Source organism: Pseudomonas sp. TH49 (assembly GCF_016650625.1).
In the GTDB taxonomy this organism is placed as follows: Bacteria; Pseudomonadota; Gammaproteobacteria; order Pseudomonadales; family Pseudomonadaceae; genus Aquipseudomonas; species Aquipseudomonas fluorescens_H.
Window position 1 is genome coordinate 602178 of sequence record NZ_JAEKFL010000002.1, and the last position, 14717, is coordinate 616894.

Sequence of the window (14717 nt, forward strand, 5' to 3'; positions counted from 1 at the left end):
CTTGCTCCCGCCGGGCTGCGCAGCAGACCCAAAACCTGCCACGCCATTCCTCCAGACACACCTTGCCGGCGGGGTTTGCGGGTGCTTCGCCCCCGAGCGGGAGCAAGCTCCCTCGCCACAGGCTTCCGTGCGCCACTCACCAGTATTCCAACCCCACAAACCCTCCGGCTACAGGTAAACTCCCGCGCACTTTCCCAAGGAGTTCACATGAGTTACTACCAGCCGGGCATTCTCGCCACCCCTGTTCCTGCGCAAGCACGTCACCTGTTTTTCGCCCTTGAGTCGGTAGCCGCACTGCCGCAGGCGATCGACAACCTGATGAATCTGGTGGACGGTAAATCGGCTGTGATCGGTTTCGGTGAATCCTTGACCAAGGCCTTGAATGTGCAGATCGACGGCCTGCGCAGCTTCCCGGCCATGACCGGCGTCGGCGTGGAAAACCCGTCGACCCAGCACGCACTGTGGGTCTGGCTGCACGGTGTCGACCGTGGTGAATTGCTCAATCGCTGCAACGCCTTCGAAGCCGCGCTGGCTCCGGCGCTGCGTCTGGTCCAGGCCCAGGAAACCTTTCGCCACAAGGACGGCCATGACCTGACCGGTTACGAAGACGGCACCGAAAACCCGCACGATGACGCCGCGATTGCCGCCGCGTTGCTGGGCGAGGGCGCTGATGGTCTGGTTGGTGGCAGTTTCGCCGCGATCCAGCAGTGGCAGCACGACCTCAAGGGTTTCCACAAGCTGTCCGCCGAAGACAAGGACAACATCATGGGCCGTCGCCTCAGCGACAACGAAGAGATCGACGACGCGCCGGTCTCCGCCCACGTCAAACGCACCGCCCAGGAAAGCTTCGCCCCGGAAGCCTTCGTCGTGCGTCGTTCGATGCCGTGGATCGAAGGCGAGCGTGCCGGTCTGATGTTCCTCGCGTTCGGTGTTTCGCTGGACGCCTTCGAAGCCCAGCTGCGGCGCATGAGCGGTCTGGAAGACGGCATCACTGACGGTCTGTATCGCATCAGCCGGCCGATCACCGGCGGCTACTACTGGTGCCCGCCGCTGAAGGACGGCCACCTCGATCTGCGCGCGTTGCGCATCGGCTGAGTGTTTCAAACAAAGGGAGTTGAGCATGGACGTGGTGCGTTGGGGCATGATCGGTTGCGGCAGCGTCACGGAACGCAAGAGCGGGCCGGCCTTTTACAAGGCACCCGGCTCGGCGCTGGTGGCGGTGATGGGCCGCCGCCTTGAAGCGGTGACCGATTACGCCGCGCGCCATGGCATCGCTCGGGTTTATACCGATGTCGATGCACTGATCAACGACCCCGAGGTGGACGCGGTGTACATCGCCACGCCACCCGACAGTCACCACGCCTACAGCCTGAAAGTCGCCGCCGCCGGCAAGCATTGCTGCGTCGAAAAACCGATGGCGCTCAACGCCGGGCAAAGTCGCGAGATGCAGCAGGCGTTTGCCGACGCCGGTTTGCACCTGTTCGTTTCCTACTACCGCCGTTCGTTGCTGCGTTTTGCCCAAGTGCGCCAATGGCTGGAGCAAGGCCGCATCGGCGAGGTGCGGCACCTGAGCTGGACGCTGACCAAGGCCCCCTCGGCGGCGGATCTGGACGGCAGCGCCAACTGGCGAACCGACCCGGACGTGGCCGGTGGCGGTTACTTTGCCGACCTCGCCAGCCATGGTTTCGACCTGTTTCAGTACCTGCTCGGCGATATCGTCGAAGTCGCCGGTTTCACCGCGCGCCAGGCTGGTTTGTATGCGGCGGAAGACGCGGTCAGCGCCAGTTGGCGCTTCGCCTGCGGAGCGCTGGGCATGGGCTGCTGGAGCTTTGTCGCGGATCGGCGCGAGGATCGGGTGGAGATTATCGGCAGTGGAGGGCGCATCAGTTTTTCCGTATTCGATGAGCATCCGGTCCAGCTATTTGCCGACGAACAGATCAGTCTGGAAATCCCCCATCACGAACACATTCAGTGGCATCACGTCCTCGGCATGAACGCGCATATTCGTGGTGATTCGCAACATCCGGCGGTGGCCGAACAAGCCCTGAAGACCGATTGGGTGATGGACCAAATCCTCAAACGGTACTGATCCTCCAGACCACAACACCATTTCCTTATGGGAGGGGGCTTGCTCCCGAAGAGGCCGGCATTGCTGGCATTTCCATCGCCTGACACACCGCCTTCGGGAGCAAGCCCCCTCCCACAAAGGTCTGTGTGTCGTCGTGTCTAAGGTTATGCCCATTCGGTATTTCTCAAGCTTGTCATAACGTCTCTAAGATCACGTCATAACTCGTTATAACAAGTGATCCCTGATGACCGATAACGTCCTGTCCCTCAGTAGCGTCCCGCTGCACACCCAACTGCGCGACGTCCTGCGCGCACGCATTCTCGATGGCGAATACCCGCAAGACAGCCAGATGCCGTCCGAAAGCGAACTCGGCACGCTGTTCAAAGTCAGCCGCATCACCGTGCGCCAGGCGCTGGGTGATCTGCAGAAAGAAGGGCTGATCTTCAAGATCCATGGCAAAGGCACCTTCGTCGCCAAGCCGAAAACCTTTCAAAACGTCAGCAGCCTGCAAGGCCTCGCCGAGTCCATGACCGGGCGCGGCTACGAGGTGATCAACCGTCTGCGCAGCTTCAAATTCATCCCCGCCGACAAACGTGTCGCCGAGCGCCTGCAAGTCGCCGAAGGCGAGACCGTGGCGCAGATCAAACGCGTTCGACTGATCAACCGCGAGCCTATTTCGCTGGAAATCACCTACCTGCCCAAAGCCATCGGCGAACGGCTGGAGAAGGCCGATCTGGTGACTCGCGACATCTTTCTGATTCTGGAAAACGACTGCGGCATCGCCCTCGGTCACGCCGATCTGGCGATCGACGCGGTGCTGGCTGACAGCGACCTGACCCAGGCGCTGAACGTCGAGGCCGGCTCGCCGATCATGCGCATCGAGCGTCTGACCCACGACGCCAACGGCCAGCCGCTGGACTTCGAACACCTTTACTACCGTGGCGATGCGTTCCAGTACCGCCTGCGGATCGACCGGCAAAAAGGGGCGTGACATGACCCGCAAGACCTTAGAGCAGGAATACGACATCGTCGTGATCGGCGGTGGCACCGCCGGCCCGATGGCGGCAATCAAGGCCAAAGAGAAGAACCGTGATTTGCGCGTGCTGCTGGTCGACAAGGCCAACGTCAAACGCAGCGGCGCGATCAGCATGGGCATGGACGGCCTGAACAACGCGATCATCCCCGGCCACTCGACGCCGGAGCAGTACACCAAGGAAATCACCATTGCCAACGACGGCATCGTCAATCAGGCGGCGGTGTACGCCTACGCCACTCACAGTTTCGAAACCATCGAGCAACTCGACCGCTGGGGCGTGAAGTTCGAGAAGGACGAAACCGGTGATTACGCGGTGAAAAAAGTCCACCACATGGGTGCCTACGTGCTGCCGATGCCGGAAGGGCACGACATCAAAAAGGTGCTTTATCGCCAGTTGAAACGTGCGCGGGTGAGCATCACCAATCGCCTGGTCTGCACCCGTTTGCTGACCGACGAGGAGGGCGCGGTCAACGGCGTGATGGGCTTCGATTGCCGCACCGCTGACTTCCATGTGATCAAGGCCAAAGCGGTGATCCTCGCCTGCGGCGCGGCCGGGCGCCTCGGCCTGCCGTCCTCGGGCTACCTGATGGGCACCTACGAAAACCCGACCAATGCCGGCGACGGCTACGCCATGGCGTATCACGCCGGGGCCGAGCTGGCGAACCTCGAATGCTTCCAGATCAACCCGTTGATCAAGGACTACAACGGCCCGGCCTGCGCCTATGTCACCGGCCCGCTCGGCGGCTACACCGCCAACAACAAGGGCGAACGCTTCATCGAGTGCGATTACTGGAGCGGACAGATGATGTGGGAGTTCCACCAGGAACTGGAAAGCGGCAACGGCCCGGTGTTCCTCAAACTCGATCACCTGGCCGAGGAAACAATCCAGAACATCGAGGAAATCCTGCACAGCAACGAACGCCCGAGTCGCGGCCAGTTCCACGCCAATCGCGGCACCGATTACCGCACGCAGATGGTCGAGATGCACATCTCGGAGATCGGTTTTTGCAGCGGCCATTCGGCGTCCGGGGTGTGGGTCAACGAGCGTGCCGAGACCTCGGTGAAAGGTTTGTACTCGGCGGGTGACATGGCCGCTGTGCCGCACAACTACATGCTCGGCGCGTTCACCTACGGCTGGTTCGCCGGGCACAACGCGGCGGATTTTGTCGCCGGGCGCGAGTTTTCCGCGCTGGATGCCGCACAGATCGAAAAGGAGCAAGCGCGGGTCTACGCACCGCTCGATCGAGAGCACGGGCTGCCGCCGGCGCAGGTCGAGTACAAGCTGCGGCGCTTCGTCAACGACTACCTGCAACCGCCGAAAGTGACCAAAAAAATGCAGATCGGTCTGCAGCGCTTCAGCGACATCGAACGCGACCTTGAGCAGATGAAAGCCAACAACGCCCACGAACTGATGCGCGCCATGGAAACCAGCGTGATCCGCGACTGCGCGGAAATGGCCGCGCGCGCCTCGCTGTTCCGCGCCGAGAGCCGCTGGGGCCTGTACCACTACCGCGTCGATCACCCGCAGCGCAACGACAGCGAGTGGTTCTGCCATTGCCATCTGAAGAAGGGTGAAGACGGCCGCATGACCAGTTTCAAGAAACCCGTCGAGCCGTACATCATCCCGCTCGATGCCGAAGAAATGCAGGCTTACGACCGCTTGCGCGTGGGCGCGTTCGCCGCTTGATGCATCACCAGAGAGAGTCCGAACCATGGCCTATCAAGCCCAGGAAATCTTCTTCCGCTCCAACGCCCCGGTCACCGTGGACGAGGACAAATGCATCGCCGAAAAAGGCTGCACCGTGTGCGTCGACGTCTGCCCGATGGACCTGTTGGCAATCAACCCGGCCACACAAAAGGCCTACATGGCGTTCGATGAATGCTGGTACTGCATGCCGTGTGAGAAGGATTGCCCGACCGGTGCCGTCAAGGTCGACATCCCCTATCTCCTGCGCTGAACCCGATCCACTGTGGGAGCGAGCCTGCTCGCGAATGCGGTGATCCAGCCAGCACATCGACACCTGAAAAACCGCTTTCGCGAGCAGGCTCGCTCCCACAGGGATTTGTGGCAAGCCATCAGCTACCCGGAACACCCGGACGCTGGAAAAACCGAAACCCCCTCGTTTCCCACCGCGCCCTGATCGCGGCGGAGACGAACATCCAATAAATGATTCGAGGGGAAACACTCATGTTGCGTGCAGCAATCGCCGGTCTGGTACTGGCTTCATTCACCCTGTCGGCCTCGGCCGAAACCATCCGCATCGCCATCGGCACCCAGGACACCACCATCAACTGCGCCGCCGGCGGACTGTTGATTCGTGAACTCGGTCTGCTCGACAAATACCTGCCGCACGACGGCGCCTACAAAGACGCGAAATACGACGTGCAGTGGAAGAACTTCACCAGCGGTGCGCCGCTGACCAACGAGATGGTCGCCGGCAAACTCGACTTCGGCGCCATGGCCGATTTCCCTGGCGCGTTCAACGGTGTGGCGTTCGAGACCGCCGGCAAGCACAGCCTGTTCATCAGCGTGTTGTCGGGCAGCATCAAGGGCAGCGGCAACGGCATCGTGGTGCCGAGTGCGTCCGGGGTGCAGGCGCTGAGCGAACTCAAGGGCAAGACCATCTCGGTGCCGTTCGCCTCGACCGCCCACGGCATGCTGCTGCGCGCGGTGGCGGAGCAGGGCTGGGATCCACTGAAAGACGTGAACATCATCGCTCAGCCACCGGAAGTCGCCGGCTCCGCGTTGCAGGCCGGCAAGATCGACGCCCACGCCGATTTCGTGCCGTTCGCCGAACTGTTCCCGAGCCGTGGTTTCGCCCGCAAGATCTACGACGGCGCCCAGGCCAATGCGCCGACTTTCCACGGTGCACTGGTCGATCAGGCCTACGCGAAACAGTACCCGGAAATCGTCGTCGCCTACCTGCGTGCGAGCATCGAGGCCAACCAGTTGCTGGCCGCTGAACCTGAGAAGTACAGCGAGCTGATCGCCAAAGTCACCGGCGTCGATGCCGAGGTCAACTACCTGTTCCACGGCCCGCTCGGCGTGCAGACCCGCGACCTGAGCTGGAAGCCGGAGTACCGTCAGGCAGTGGGCACGGCGATCGACACCCTGAAGCTGCTGAAGAAGGCTGATCGCGGCCTCGACCTCAACACCTTCATCGACGATCAGTACATCCGCGCCGCCTTCAAGGCCTCGAATCTGGACTACACCGCGCAGCTCGCCAATTACGCGCAGACGCCGTTGAAAGCGCTGGATGCGGCCAGCGGCAAAGCGATCACTGACTTCAGCCACGTCGCCGAAATCTGGGTGCGCGGCGAAGACAAGGTGCGCCAGTACGCCTCGGCTGAATCGGCGTTCACTGCGTTGGCCGCGTTGAAGCAGGAAGGCAAAAACATCCGCGCGGTGTATGCCCAGGCCAGTGACAGCGGGATCAAGTTGCTCGCCGATCAGGCGTGGTTCGCCAGTGATGCCAAGGGCCGCCTGAGCGCGTTTCTGCTCAAGGGCCAGGCCCAGCAATATGCGGCGGCGCAGGGCGGCAAGGTTTTCGATTTCACCGATGCCACGACCCAGGCAGTAGCTGCCCGCTGATCTTAGGCACACCATATTCCCTTGTGGGAGCGGGCTTGCTCGCGAATGCGGTGTATCAGTAAGCAAATGATTGCCTGACACCCCGCATTCGCGAGCAAGCCCGCTCCCACAAGGGGGATCTCGGTTGAGAGGAAAAATTGTGTACCGATCATTTTCACGCTGGGTTCCAAGGGCCGCTTCTTTGCTGCTCTGCCTGCTGTTCTGGCAACTCGCCGCGAGCCACCACTGGAACCTCGGCCTGGTCACCTTCGCCAACGTGCCAACCCCACTGGCCGTGATCGAAGCGGCGCTGGGTCTGGGCGATTCCGGCAAGTTGCTGCAACACCTGACCGCCAGCCTCAGCCGCGTGTTCGCCGGCTATCTCGCGGCATTGATCATCGGCATCGCCCTGGGTCTCGCCATTGGCCGCTCGAAATGGGCTGAAGACCTGCTGCTGCCACCGCTGGAAGTGCTGCGCCCGATCCCGGCGGTGGCATGGATTCCGTTGGCGATCCTGATGTTCCCGTCGTCGGAGCTGTCGATGGTGTTCATCACTTTTACGGGGGCGCTGTTCCCGATCCTGCTTAACACCGTGCACGGGGTGGAAGGGGTCGACCCACGGCTGGTCGCCTCGGCAAAAAGCCTCGGGGCGGGGCGCCGGGCGATTCTGCTGGAAGTGATTTTGCCCGGCGCCGCACCGAGCATCATTACTGGCCTCGCCATCGGCATGGGCACCTCGTGGTTCTGCCTGGTCACGGCGGAAATGATCTCCGGCCAGTTCGGCATCGGTTACTACACCTGGGAGTCCTACACCATTCAGAACTACGCCGACATCGTCGTCGGCATGCTGCTGATCGGTGTGCTGGGCATGGGCAGCAGTCTGCTGATCAAGCGTCTGGGCGGGCTGTTCACGCCCTGGCACCGACCACGAGGAAAAGCCTGATGAGCGCAATGCAAACCCCCGAAGGGCGGATCGATATTCGCCAGTTGTCGATCGTTCTCGGCGAAGGCCAACACGCTTTCGAAGCCGTGCAGGGGCTGGATTGTCAGATCGAGCCGGGCCAGTTCGTGTGCATTCTCGGCCCGTCCGGTTGCGGCAAATCGACCTTGCTCGGTGCACTGGCCGGGCACCTGCAAGCCCATGCCGGCAGCCTCAAAGTCGATGGCGGCGAGGTGTCCGGGCCGTCGCCGCAACGCGGCATGGTGTTCCAGCATCACACGCTGTTTCCGTGGCGCACGGTGCGCGACAACGTCGCTTTCGGCCTGAAGATGCGCGGCATCGGCAAGGCTGAACGGCATCGCGCGGCGGACGAAATGCTCAAACTGGTCGGCCTCGACGGCTTCGCCCAACGCTGGCCCGATCAGCTCTCCGGCGGCATGCAACAACGGGTCGAGATCGCTCGGGTGCTGGTCAACCGTCCACGGCTGTTGTTGATGGACGAACCGTTTGGTGCGCTGGATGCCTTGACCCGCTTGAACATGCAGGAACTGCTGCTGGACATCTGGACGCGGATCCGCACCACCGTGGTGTTCGTTACTCACGATATCGACGAGGCGCTGTTTCTCGCCGATCGCTTGCTGGTGATGAGCGCGCGACCGGGGCGAATCATCGAGGATCTGCGCCTGGACTTCCCGCGTCCGCGTACCAGCGAACTGGTGACCAGCCCCGAATTCTCCCGCCTCAAACGCCATTGCCTTGACCTGCTGCGCCACGACAACCCCCGACCGCTGCCGCGCCTCAACCCGCTCGGCCTGCCTCCCGAAAACCCTTTGCCGCGATTTGCCCTATGACCTCATTTTTTGCTGTGACCGATAACGACGACATCCTTGCCCTGCAACCGCGTCTGACCGCTGACGATGCCGGTGTACGGCGCATTGCCCTGATCGAACTGGCTGATCTGGAAGAGCCGGACGGCCTGCTGTGGCTGGTTGAAAAACTGAGCGAAGATCCCGCCGAAGAAGTCCGCGCCGAAGCCGCGCGGCTGCTGGAAGCGTGGGAAGACGAACCGGTGGTGGCTGCGCTGTGCCGGGCGCTGACCGATCCGTCTCCGGCCGTGCAGGCGGCCGCCGCGCAAAGCCTGAGTCTGCTCAAAACCGAAGCGGCAGGCCGGGTGATTCTGCCGTGGACCGATCACGCCGAAGTCAGTGTGCGGATCGCCGCGTTCCGTGCCTTGCGCGAACTGCGTTTCGCCGAGGCCGCACCGGCTGCAATTGCGGCACTCAACGACAGCGACGCCAACGTACGCCGCGAAGCCGTGGGCGTTCTGGGCTGGCTCAAACAGCTCGAAGCACTGCCGGCCCTGGCGCGACTGGCCAGCGCCGACCCGGACACCGAAGTGCGCCGCGCCGCCACCGGTGCCCTCGGTCTGGCGTCCGGTGCCGAAGTGCTGCCGGCCCTGCGTCAGGCGCTGCAGGACGCTGCCTGGCAAGTGCGCGAAGAAGCGGCCACGACGCTGGGTAAAGTCGGCCACAGCGACGCCGGTCCGGCGTTGATCGCCGCCCTCGGCGATGACTATTGGCAAGTGCGCTTGCGCGCCACCCGCAGTCTCGGTCGCTTGCGTTTTGCACCGGCGCTGGACGCTCTGATCGAGACCCTCGGCCATCGCATCAGCAACCTGCGCAAGGAAGCCGCGCTGGCCCTCGGTGAGTTGAATGATCGCGGCGCGGTGGCGGCGTTGCAGGCGGCGCAGGATGACGGTGATCCGGAAGTGCGCAAAGCGGTGCGGATTGCCTTGAGTCAGCTGCAATGAACCCGCTGTCGCTGGGCAATTCACAGAGCGAGCAGACCCTGCGCCTGAGCTGGCCGGACGGCCGCGAGTCGCTGTTCAATCACGCCGAACTGCGCCGCCAGTGCCCGTGCTCGCAGTGCCGTGCGTTTCGCCTGAAAGGTGTTACTCCGCTGGTGGATGACCGTGTTCGTCTGATCGAGATCAACCCGCAGGGGTATGGCGTACAACTGGTGTTCAGCGACGGCCATCAACGCGGGATCTACCCTTGGGACTACCTGGCACAACTTGGTTCTTAGCTTCACCACAATCATCTGGGGGAGCAAGCTTGCTCCCACAGGGGAATCGTGATTTTCAGAAGGATTTACTCAGGCTGGCGACGACAGTGGCGGTGCACATATCCTTGAATCCCCAGTTGCTCAGGCACTGGCTCTGCGACAGATCGGTGTCGATGTAGCTCAGGCCCAACACCACCCCGGCCAGATTGTGGGTCAGTTTGACCTCCCATTCGCGATAGCTGTTCTCGCCATGCCCGGACGCCGAGTACAGGTGCGGGTCCTTGAAGTCCATGTTGCCGTAACGCAGTTTCAGCCCGGAATCGAACAGCAGCCCGGTTTCATAACCGACATAGGTGTAGAGCGAGCTCTGCTTGCTGTCGACCCCCGGCGCATCGCTGGAGTAATACGCCGCCAGCTTCACCCCGTAGACGCCGAGAATCCCGTAGACCTCGCTCTGGTTGAACTGGCTTTCCTTGGGGTAGGCGTACTTGAGGTAACCCAGATCGAGGCTGACGTCCTCGGTGGCCTGCCACAGCCAGCCGGCGTAGTAATCAACTTCCTGACGGGTTTTCAGACCACCGCCGAAATCGACGTTGGAGCTCCAGGCACCCGCGTACAAACCGCTGCTGTGCGTCAGGGTCAGGCCGGCTTGCAGGGCCGGGTCGTTCTGCGTTTGCGAGATGCCGCGGGTCCGGTAGTCGCTGGCCAGAGTCAGGTCAACCAGCACGGCGAAGTCGTCGTTCAAGGGGATCGCGTGGCTACTCAGGGGCAACAGACTCAAGGAACTCAGGGCGAGCAAGGGCAAGGCTTTCATGTGAAGTCCCGATGTTGTGATTGTTATGGGGGCTGGAAAATGCAGTGGAAATGCTTGGGTAGGGTGAAAGTCCCTGTGGGAGCGGGCTTGCTCGCGAAGACGGTGGGTCAGGTATCGAAATGTTTGCTGACCGGACGCCTTCGGGAGCAAGCCCCCTCCCACAAAAGAGTGAGGGATTCTGTTGTTATTGGGCGGCGGTGTAGACCTGACGCCCACCAAACCAGGTTTGCAGAACCTGGGTGTCATGCAGGGCTTTTTCGTCGACGCTGAACACGTCGCGGTCGACCACGATGAAATCGGCCTGTTTGCCCGGCGTCAGCGAGCCGATCTGCTGGTCGAGGCCGATGGTCTGCGCCGCGTTGGCGGTGTAGGCGTAGAACATGGTTTCGCGGTCCAGACGCTCGTCGGCATTCAGCACCCCCAACGGGCCGACGCGGGTGATGGCCTGGGCCATGGCGTTGAACGGATTGGGCGACGACACCGGCCAGTCGCTGGCACCGGCAATCGTCGCACCCTGTTTCAGCAGCGAGTGCGCCGGGTATTGATAGCGGAAGGCGAGGGCGCTGACGTAGGGCTTGATCATGTCGGTGGTGTAGTCATCGGCGCTGGCCCACAGCAATTGCATCGAGGCGACCACGTTCAGCGGTTTGAAGCGGGCGAACTCTTTTGGATTGACCATTTGCAGGTGGGTGATCGAGTGAGTAATGCCGCTCTGCCGATCCTTGCGCGCGCGTTCGATGCCATTGAGTGATTCCCGCACCGCACGGTCGCCGATGGCGTGGATGTGCACCAGCCAGCCGCGCTGGTCGATGGCGCTGACCAGTTCGCCGAAATGCTGCGGGTCGATCAGCAGCTCGCCCTGTTTGTGCGAGTTGCGGTACGGATCGATCATCGCCGCGCTCTGCGCCGGGTACTCGATCACGCCATCGGCGAAGATCTTGACTCCGGGCAGGGTCAGGTTGGGGATGCCCTGAAATTGCTGGCGCACCTTATCCAGCGTATCGAGATCGGCCGGCAGGCTTTTCGGGTTGGCGACCAGCAACGCTGCAACGTGCACGCTCATGTCGCCGCTTTCCGACAGCGCTTTGTAGGCCGGCAGCACGCCGACGGTTTTCTCGGTGGGTTTGAGGGCGAAGACTGGCTCGCCCGGTGCGGCGTTGGCGGCGGGGTCCATCCACGCGGTGATGCCGAGGCTGTTGTTGAAGCGCACAGCGGATTTGGCCGCGGTGAGCATATCGGCCGGGCTCGGCACCGGCATTTTCGCGGCGACCCGGTCCCAACCGGCATCGACCAGAAAGCCGTTGGGCTCGCCGCTGGCCAGTTTGCCGATCGTGTCTTGTTCCGCAGCGGGCAGGGTCTTGAGCAACGCCGCGTCGATGCCGGCGCGCTTGAGCATCACGTTGTTGGCCCACGCGGTGTGGTGATCGCTGCCGGTGAACACCACCGGCACGTCAGCCCATTCGCCGTGGTTGAAGGTTTTGCCCAGCGCTTCGGCCTGCGCCCAGTACGCTGAACTCATGCCGGCAATGCTCAGCACATCGCCATGTCTGGCCTTGCCGTCGTCACGCCAGGCGCGCAGGCGTTTTTCCAGTTCATCGAGGGCGACGACTTCGTCTTCCATGTTGGCCGAGACCATTTCCAGGCCACCGAAAATCGCGTGGGAATGGCTGTCGATAAAGCCAGGCATCAGTGTCTTGCCGCCGAGGTCGATGACCTGGGTGCCGGGCTCGATCAGCGCCTTGATCTGTGCGTCGCTACCGACTTTCAGCACTTTGCCGTTTTCCACGGCCAGCGCCTGCACCTCCGGTTGTGAACGATCGGCGGTGAAAATCTTGCCGTTGACCAGTACCAGATCAGTGGCGGCCATGGCTTCCATCGAGGCAAAACTTATAGCGGTAACCAACAGGCTCGGGATGAATCTTTTCATTGAAGATTTCCTTGTTATTGCGTCTGATGGCCAGATTAGTGGCTGACACTGGCCGACAGAACGCCTTCCTCACGAAAAACGTTTTTGCCTGAATGGAAAAAGCATGGACAAGCTGGGTGCACTGAAAATGTTCGTGGTCACCGCACAGCTCGGCAGTTTCAGCCGTGCGGCCGAGCAACTGGGCAAGACTCCGTCGGCCCTGACCAAAGCGGTCAATCACCTGGAAACGGAACTCGGCGCGCGACTGTTCGAGCGCAGCACACGGCGGATTCTGCTCACCGAAATCGGCCGGGTCTATCTGGAAACCGCGCGGCTGGTGTTGCAGCGGCTGGAGGAGGCCAGCGAGGAAATCGAGCAGTTGCAGCACGGTCTGCGCGGCAGCCTGAAAATCACTGCACCGTTGGCGTACGGGCGGGCTTTTCTCGATCAGGCGTGTGACGGCTTTTTGCAGCAATACCCGCAGATCAGCCTGCAAGTGGATCTGTGCGACGCGTTCGTCAATCTGCTGGAAAGCGGCTATGACCTGGCCTTGCGCGAAGGCCATGACGACCTGCCGGGGCTGATCGCGCGGATGGTCGGCAGCAACCGCCTAGCGTTGTGCGGCAGCCCGGACTATCTGGCGCGCAAAGAGTTGCCGGTCACCCCGCAAACCCTCGAGCAGCATGAATGGCTGCTGTATCAGCACCCGTTGCTCAGCCGCGAGTTCTGGTGGGCCGAGCGCGACGGCCAGCGCCTGAGCCTGGCGCAACCGACGGCACCGCGCTTGCGCAGCGACAATTACGACCTGTTGCTGGCCAGCGCGCTGGCCGGACGCGGCTTGCTGCACACGCCGCTGTGGAGCGCCGCGCCGTACATTGCCGATGGGCGTCTGGTGCGGGTCATGGCTGACTATGAAATCGACCCCGACACCTTCGGCCCGCACATTCTTGCGGTGTACCCGAGCCATCGGCGGGCCACGGCCAAGGTCGTCGCATTCATCGATTACATCTCGGCATTTCTGGCCGAGCGTGGATTGAACTGACTGGCGGTCATTGCCAGCAAAAATGCGAAAGAGTACAAATGTACTCCATGACCAATCTGACTCCCCGCCGTACCGCCATCCTGACCTTTATCCGCGAACGCATCGCCGAACACGGTCAGCCCCCAAGCCTCGCTGAAATCAGCGAGGCTTTTGGTTTTGCCTCGCGCAGCGTGGCGCGCAAGCATGTGCTGGCGCTTACCGAAGCCGGGTTTATCGAGGTCAATCCGCATCAGGCCCGGGGCATTCGCCTGCTCGGGCAGCCGGCGCGGCCGGAGCTCCTGGATATTCCGGTGCTCGGCCGGGTGGCCGCCGGTGCGCCGATCGGTGCCGATGCCGATATCCATAGCCGCTTGATGCTCGACCCGGCGCTGTTCTCCCGTACCCCCGACTACATGCTGCGGGTGCAGGGCGATTCGATGATCGAGGACGGCATTCTCGACGGCGATCTGGTCGGTGTGCGGCGCAATCCCGAAGCGCTCAACGGCCAGATCGTCGTGGCGCGGCTCGATGGCGAAGTGACGATCAAACGCTTCGAGCGCGTCGGCGATGAGGTCCGGCTGCTGCCGCGCAACCCGGCGTACCAGCCGATTGTCGTGCGCGATGATCAGGACCTGGCCATCGAAGGCGTGTTCTGCGGTCTGGTGAGGCAAGGCTGATGGGCGCCGTCGTTGCACTCGATACGCTGTTCAATGGCGGCCAGGTCTGGAAGGGCCGGCCTGCGCCGCCGACGGCCAGCCCGCAACCCACCGGCCATGCCGCGCTGGATGCGGCACTGCCCAGCGGTGGCTGGCCGGAAGCGGCGCTGAGCGAAATCCTCCTGGCCGGCCCCGGGGTCGGCGAGCTGCAACTGGTGTGGCCGACGCTGGCGCGGCTGTCGGCGGCGGGCGAGCGCATCGTGCTGGTGGCACCACCGTTCGTGCCGTACCCGCAGGCGTGGGCGAACGCCGGGGTCGATCTGCGTCAGTTGTCGGTGATTCAGGCCAGCGAGCGCGATGCCTTGTGGGCGGCGGAACAATGCCTGCGCTCGGGCAGTTGCGGTGCGGTGCTGTGCTGGCCGCACAAGGCCGATGACCGCGCGTTGCGGCGCTTGCAGGTGGCGGCGGAAACCGGCCAGACCCTGGCGTTTGCCTGGCGCCCGTTGAGCGAGGCGATCAATCCGTCGCCGGCCGCGTTGCGCATCGCCATCGACGCCAGACCGGCCCAGTTGCGCGTGCTCAAGTGCCGTGGCGGACTGGCGCGCACGGCGCCGATTGCGTTTGCCGTGGGGCACTGAGGT

15 protein-coding genes are annotated in these 14717 nt (G+C 62.7%); 13 read left to right on the top strand and 2 right to left on the bottom strand.

Annotation, left to right across the window (positions count from 1 at the left end):
- The first annotated feature begins 207 nt into the window (after nucleotides 1-207).
- The 10 genes from JFU48_RS20125 to JFU48_RS20170 all read left to right on the top strand — a co-directional run bounded on the left by JFU48_RS20125 (nucleotide 208) and on the right by JFU48_RS20170 (nucleotide 9700).
- Nucleotides 208-1095, top strand: coding sequence for a Dyp-type peroxidase (locus JFU48_RS20125; RefSeq protein ID WP_003225622.1), 888 nt, complete (start codon nucleotides 208-210; stop codon nucleotides 1093-1095).
- Between the two features lie 25 nt (nucleotides 1096-1120).
- The gene (locus JFU48_RS20130; RefSeq protein ID WP_103520313.1) at nucleotides 1121-2089 is read left to right on the top strand and encodes a Gfo/Idh/MocA family protein; all 969 of its coding nucleotides are present in this window, start codon (nucleotides 1121-1123) and stop codon (nucleotides 2087-2089) included.
- Nucleotides 2090-2312: 223 nt separating this feature from the next.
- Nucleotides 2313-3059, top strand: a complete 747-nt coding sequence (locus JFU48_RS20135; RefSeq protein WP_047597718.1) for a GntR family transcriptional regulator — start codon at nucleotides 2313-2315, stop codon at nucleotides 3057-3059.
- Between the two features lies 1 nt (nucleotide 3060).
- Nucleotides 3061-4791: a fumarate reductase/succinate dehydrogenase flavoprotein subunit gene (locus JFU48_RS20140; protein ID WP_201137428.1), complete on the top strand. Its 1731-nt coding sequence runs from the start codon at nucleotides 3061-3063 to the stop codon at nucleotides 4789-4791.
- A 25-nt stretch (nucleotides 4792-4816) separates the two neighbouring features.
- Nucleotides 4817-5062 carry a 4Fe-4S dicluster domain-containing protein gene (locus tag JFU48_RS20145; protein WP_003225615.1) on the top strand — a complete coding sequence of 82 codons (246 nt, stop codon included), beginning with the start codon at nucleotides 4817-4819 and terminating at the stop codon, nucleotides 5060-5062.
- 209 nt (nucleotides 5063-5271) lie between these two features.
- The gene (locus JFU48_RS20150; RefSeq protein ID WP_201137429.1) at nucleotides 5272-6696 is read left to right on the top strand and encodes an ABC transporter substrate-binding protein; all 1425 of its coding nucleotides are present in this window, start codon (nucleotides 5272-5274) and stop codon (nucleotides 6694-6696) included.
- A gap of 139 nt (nucleotides 6697-6835) precedes the next feature.
- Nucleotides 6836-7618 (top strand): ABC transporter permease, encoded by a 783-nt coding sequence (locus JFU48_RS20155; protein WP_045122486.1) that lies wholly within the window; start codon nucleotides 6836-6838, stop codon nucleotides 7616-7618.
- The gene (locus JFU48_RS20160; protein WP_201137430.1) at nucleotides 7618-8466 is read left to right on the top strand and encodes an ABC transporter ATP-binding protein; all 849 of its coding nucleotides are present in this window, start codon (nucleotides 7618-7620) and stop codon (nucleotides 8464-8466) included. Before JFU48_RS20155 ends, JFU48_RS20160 begins: the two co-directional genes overlap by 1 nt.
- Nucleotides 8463-9425, top strand: coding sequence for a HEAT repeat domain-containing protein (locus tag JFU48_RS20165; protein ID WP_201137431.1), 963 nt, complete (start codon nucleotides 8463-8465; stop codon nucleotides 9423-9425). The genes JFU48_RS20160 and JFU48_RS20165 overlap by 4 nt, the downstream gene beginning before the upstream one ends.
- A complete protein-coding gene (locus JFU48_RS20170; protein ID WP_103521660.1) occupies nucleotides 9422-9700 on the top strand; it encodes a DUF971 domain-containing protein in 279 nt (92 codons plus the stop codon). The genes JFU48_RS20165 and JFU48_RS20170 overlap by 4 nt, the downstream gene beginning before the upstream one ends.
- Nucleotides 9701-9755: 55 nt before the next feature.
- On the opposite strand, the gene JFU48_RS20175 is transcribed toward JFU48_RS20170, so the two are convergent.
- Together JFU48_RS20175 and JFU48_RS20180 are read right to left on the bottom strand one after the other, a co-directional pair.
- Nucleotides 9756-10493: a TorF family putative porin gene (locus JFU48_RS20175; RefSeq protein WP_201137432.1), complete on the bottom strand. Its 738-nt coding sequence runs from the start codon at nucleotides 10491-10493 to the stop codon at nucleotides 9756-9758.
- A gap of 184 nt (nucleotides 10494-10677) precedes the next feature.
- On the bottom strand, nucleotides 10678-12420 hold the full coding sequence (locus JFU48_RS20180; RefSeq protein ID WP_201137433.1) for an amidohydrolase: 1743 nt from the start codon (nucleotides 12418-12420) through the stop codon (nucleotides 10678-10680).
- A gap of 103 nt (nucleotides 12421-12523) precedes the next feature.
- Here JFU48_RS20180 and JFU48_RS20185 point away from each other — a divergent pair, with 103 nt between their 5' ends.
- The 3 genes from JFU48_RS20185 to imuA are packed head-to-tail and all read left to right on the top strand — an operon-like array spanning nucleotide 12524 to nucleotide 14714.
- On the top strand, nucleotides 12524-13441 hold the full coding sequence (locus JFU48_RS20185) for a LysR family transcriptional regulator (protein WP_201137434.1): 918 nt from the start codon (nucleotides 12524-12526) through the stop codon (nucleotides 13439-13441).
- Nucleotides 13442-13479: 38 nt separating this feature from the next.
- A complete protein-coding gene (gene lexA / locus JFU48_RS20190) occupies nucleotides 13480-14097 on the top strand; it encodes a transcriptional repressor LexA (RefSeq protein ID WP_003225601.1) in 618 nt (205 codons plus the stop codon).
- Complete coding sequence (gene imuA, locus JFU48_RS20195; protein WP_139053725.1) at nucleotides 14097-14714, top strand: translesion DNA synthesis-associated protein ImuA; 618 nt, start codon at nucleotides 14097-14099, stop codon at nucleotides 14712-14714. The genes lexA and imuA overlap by 1 nt, the downstream gene beginning before the upstream one ends.
- Nucleotides 14715-14717 lie beyond the last annotated feature (3 nt).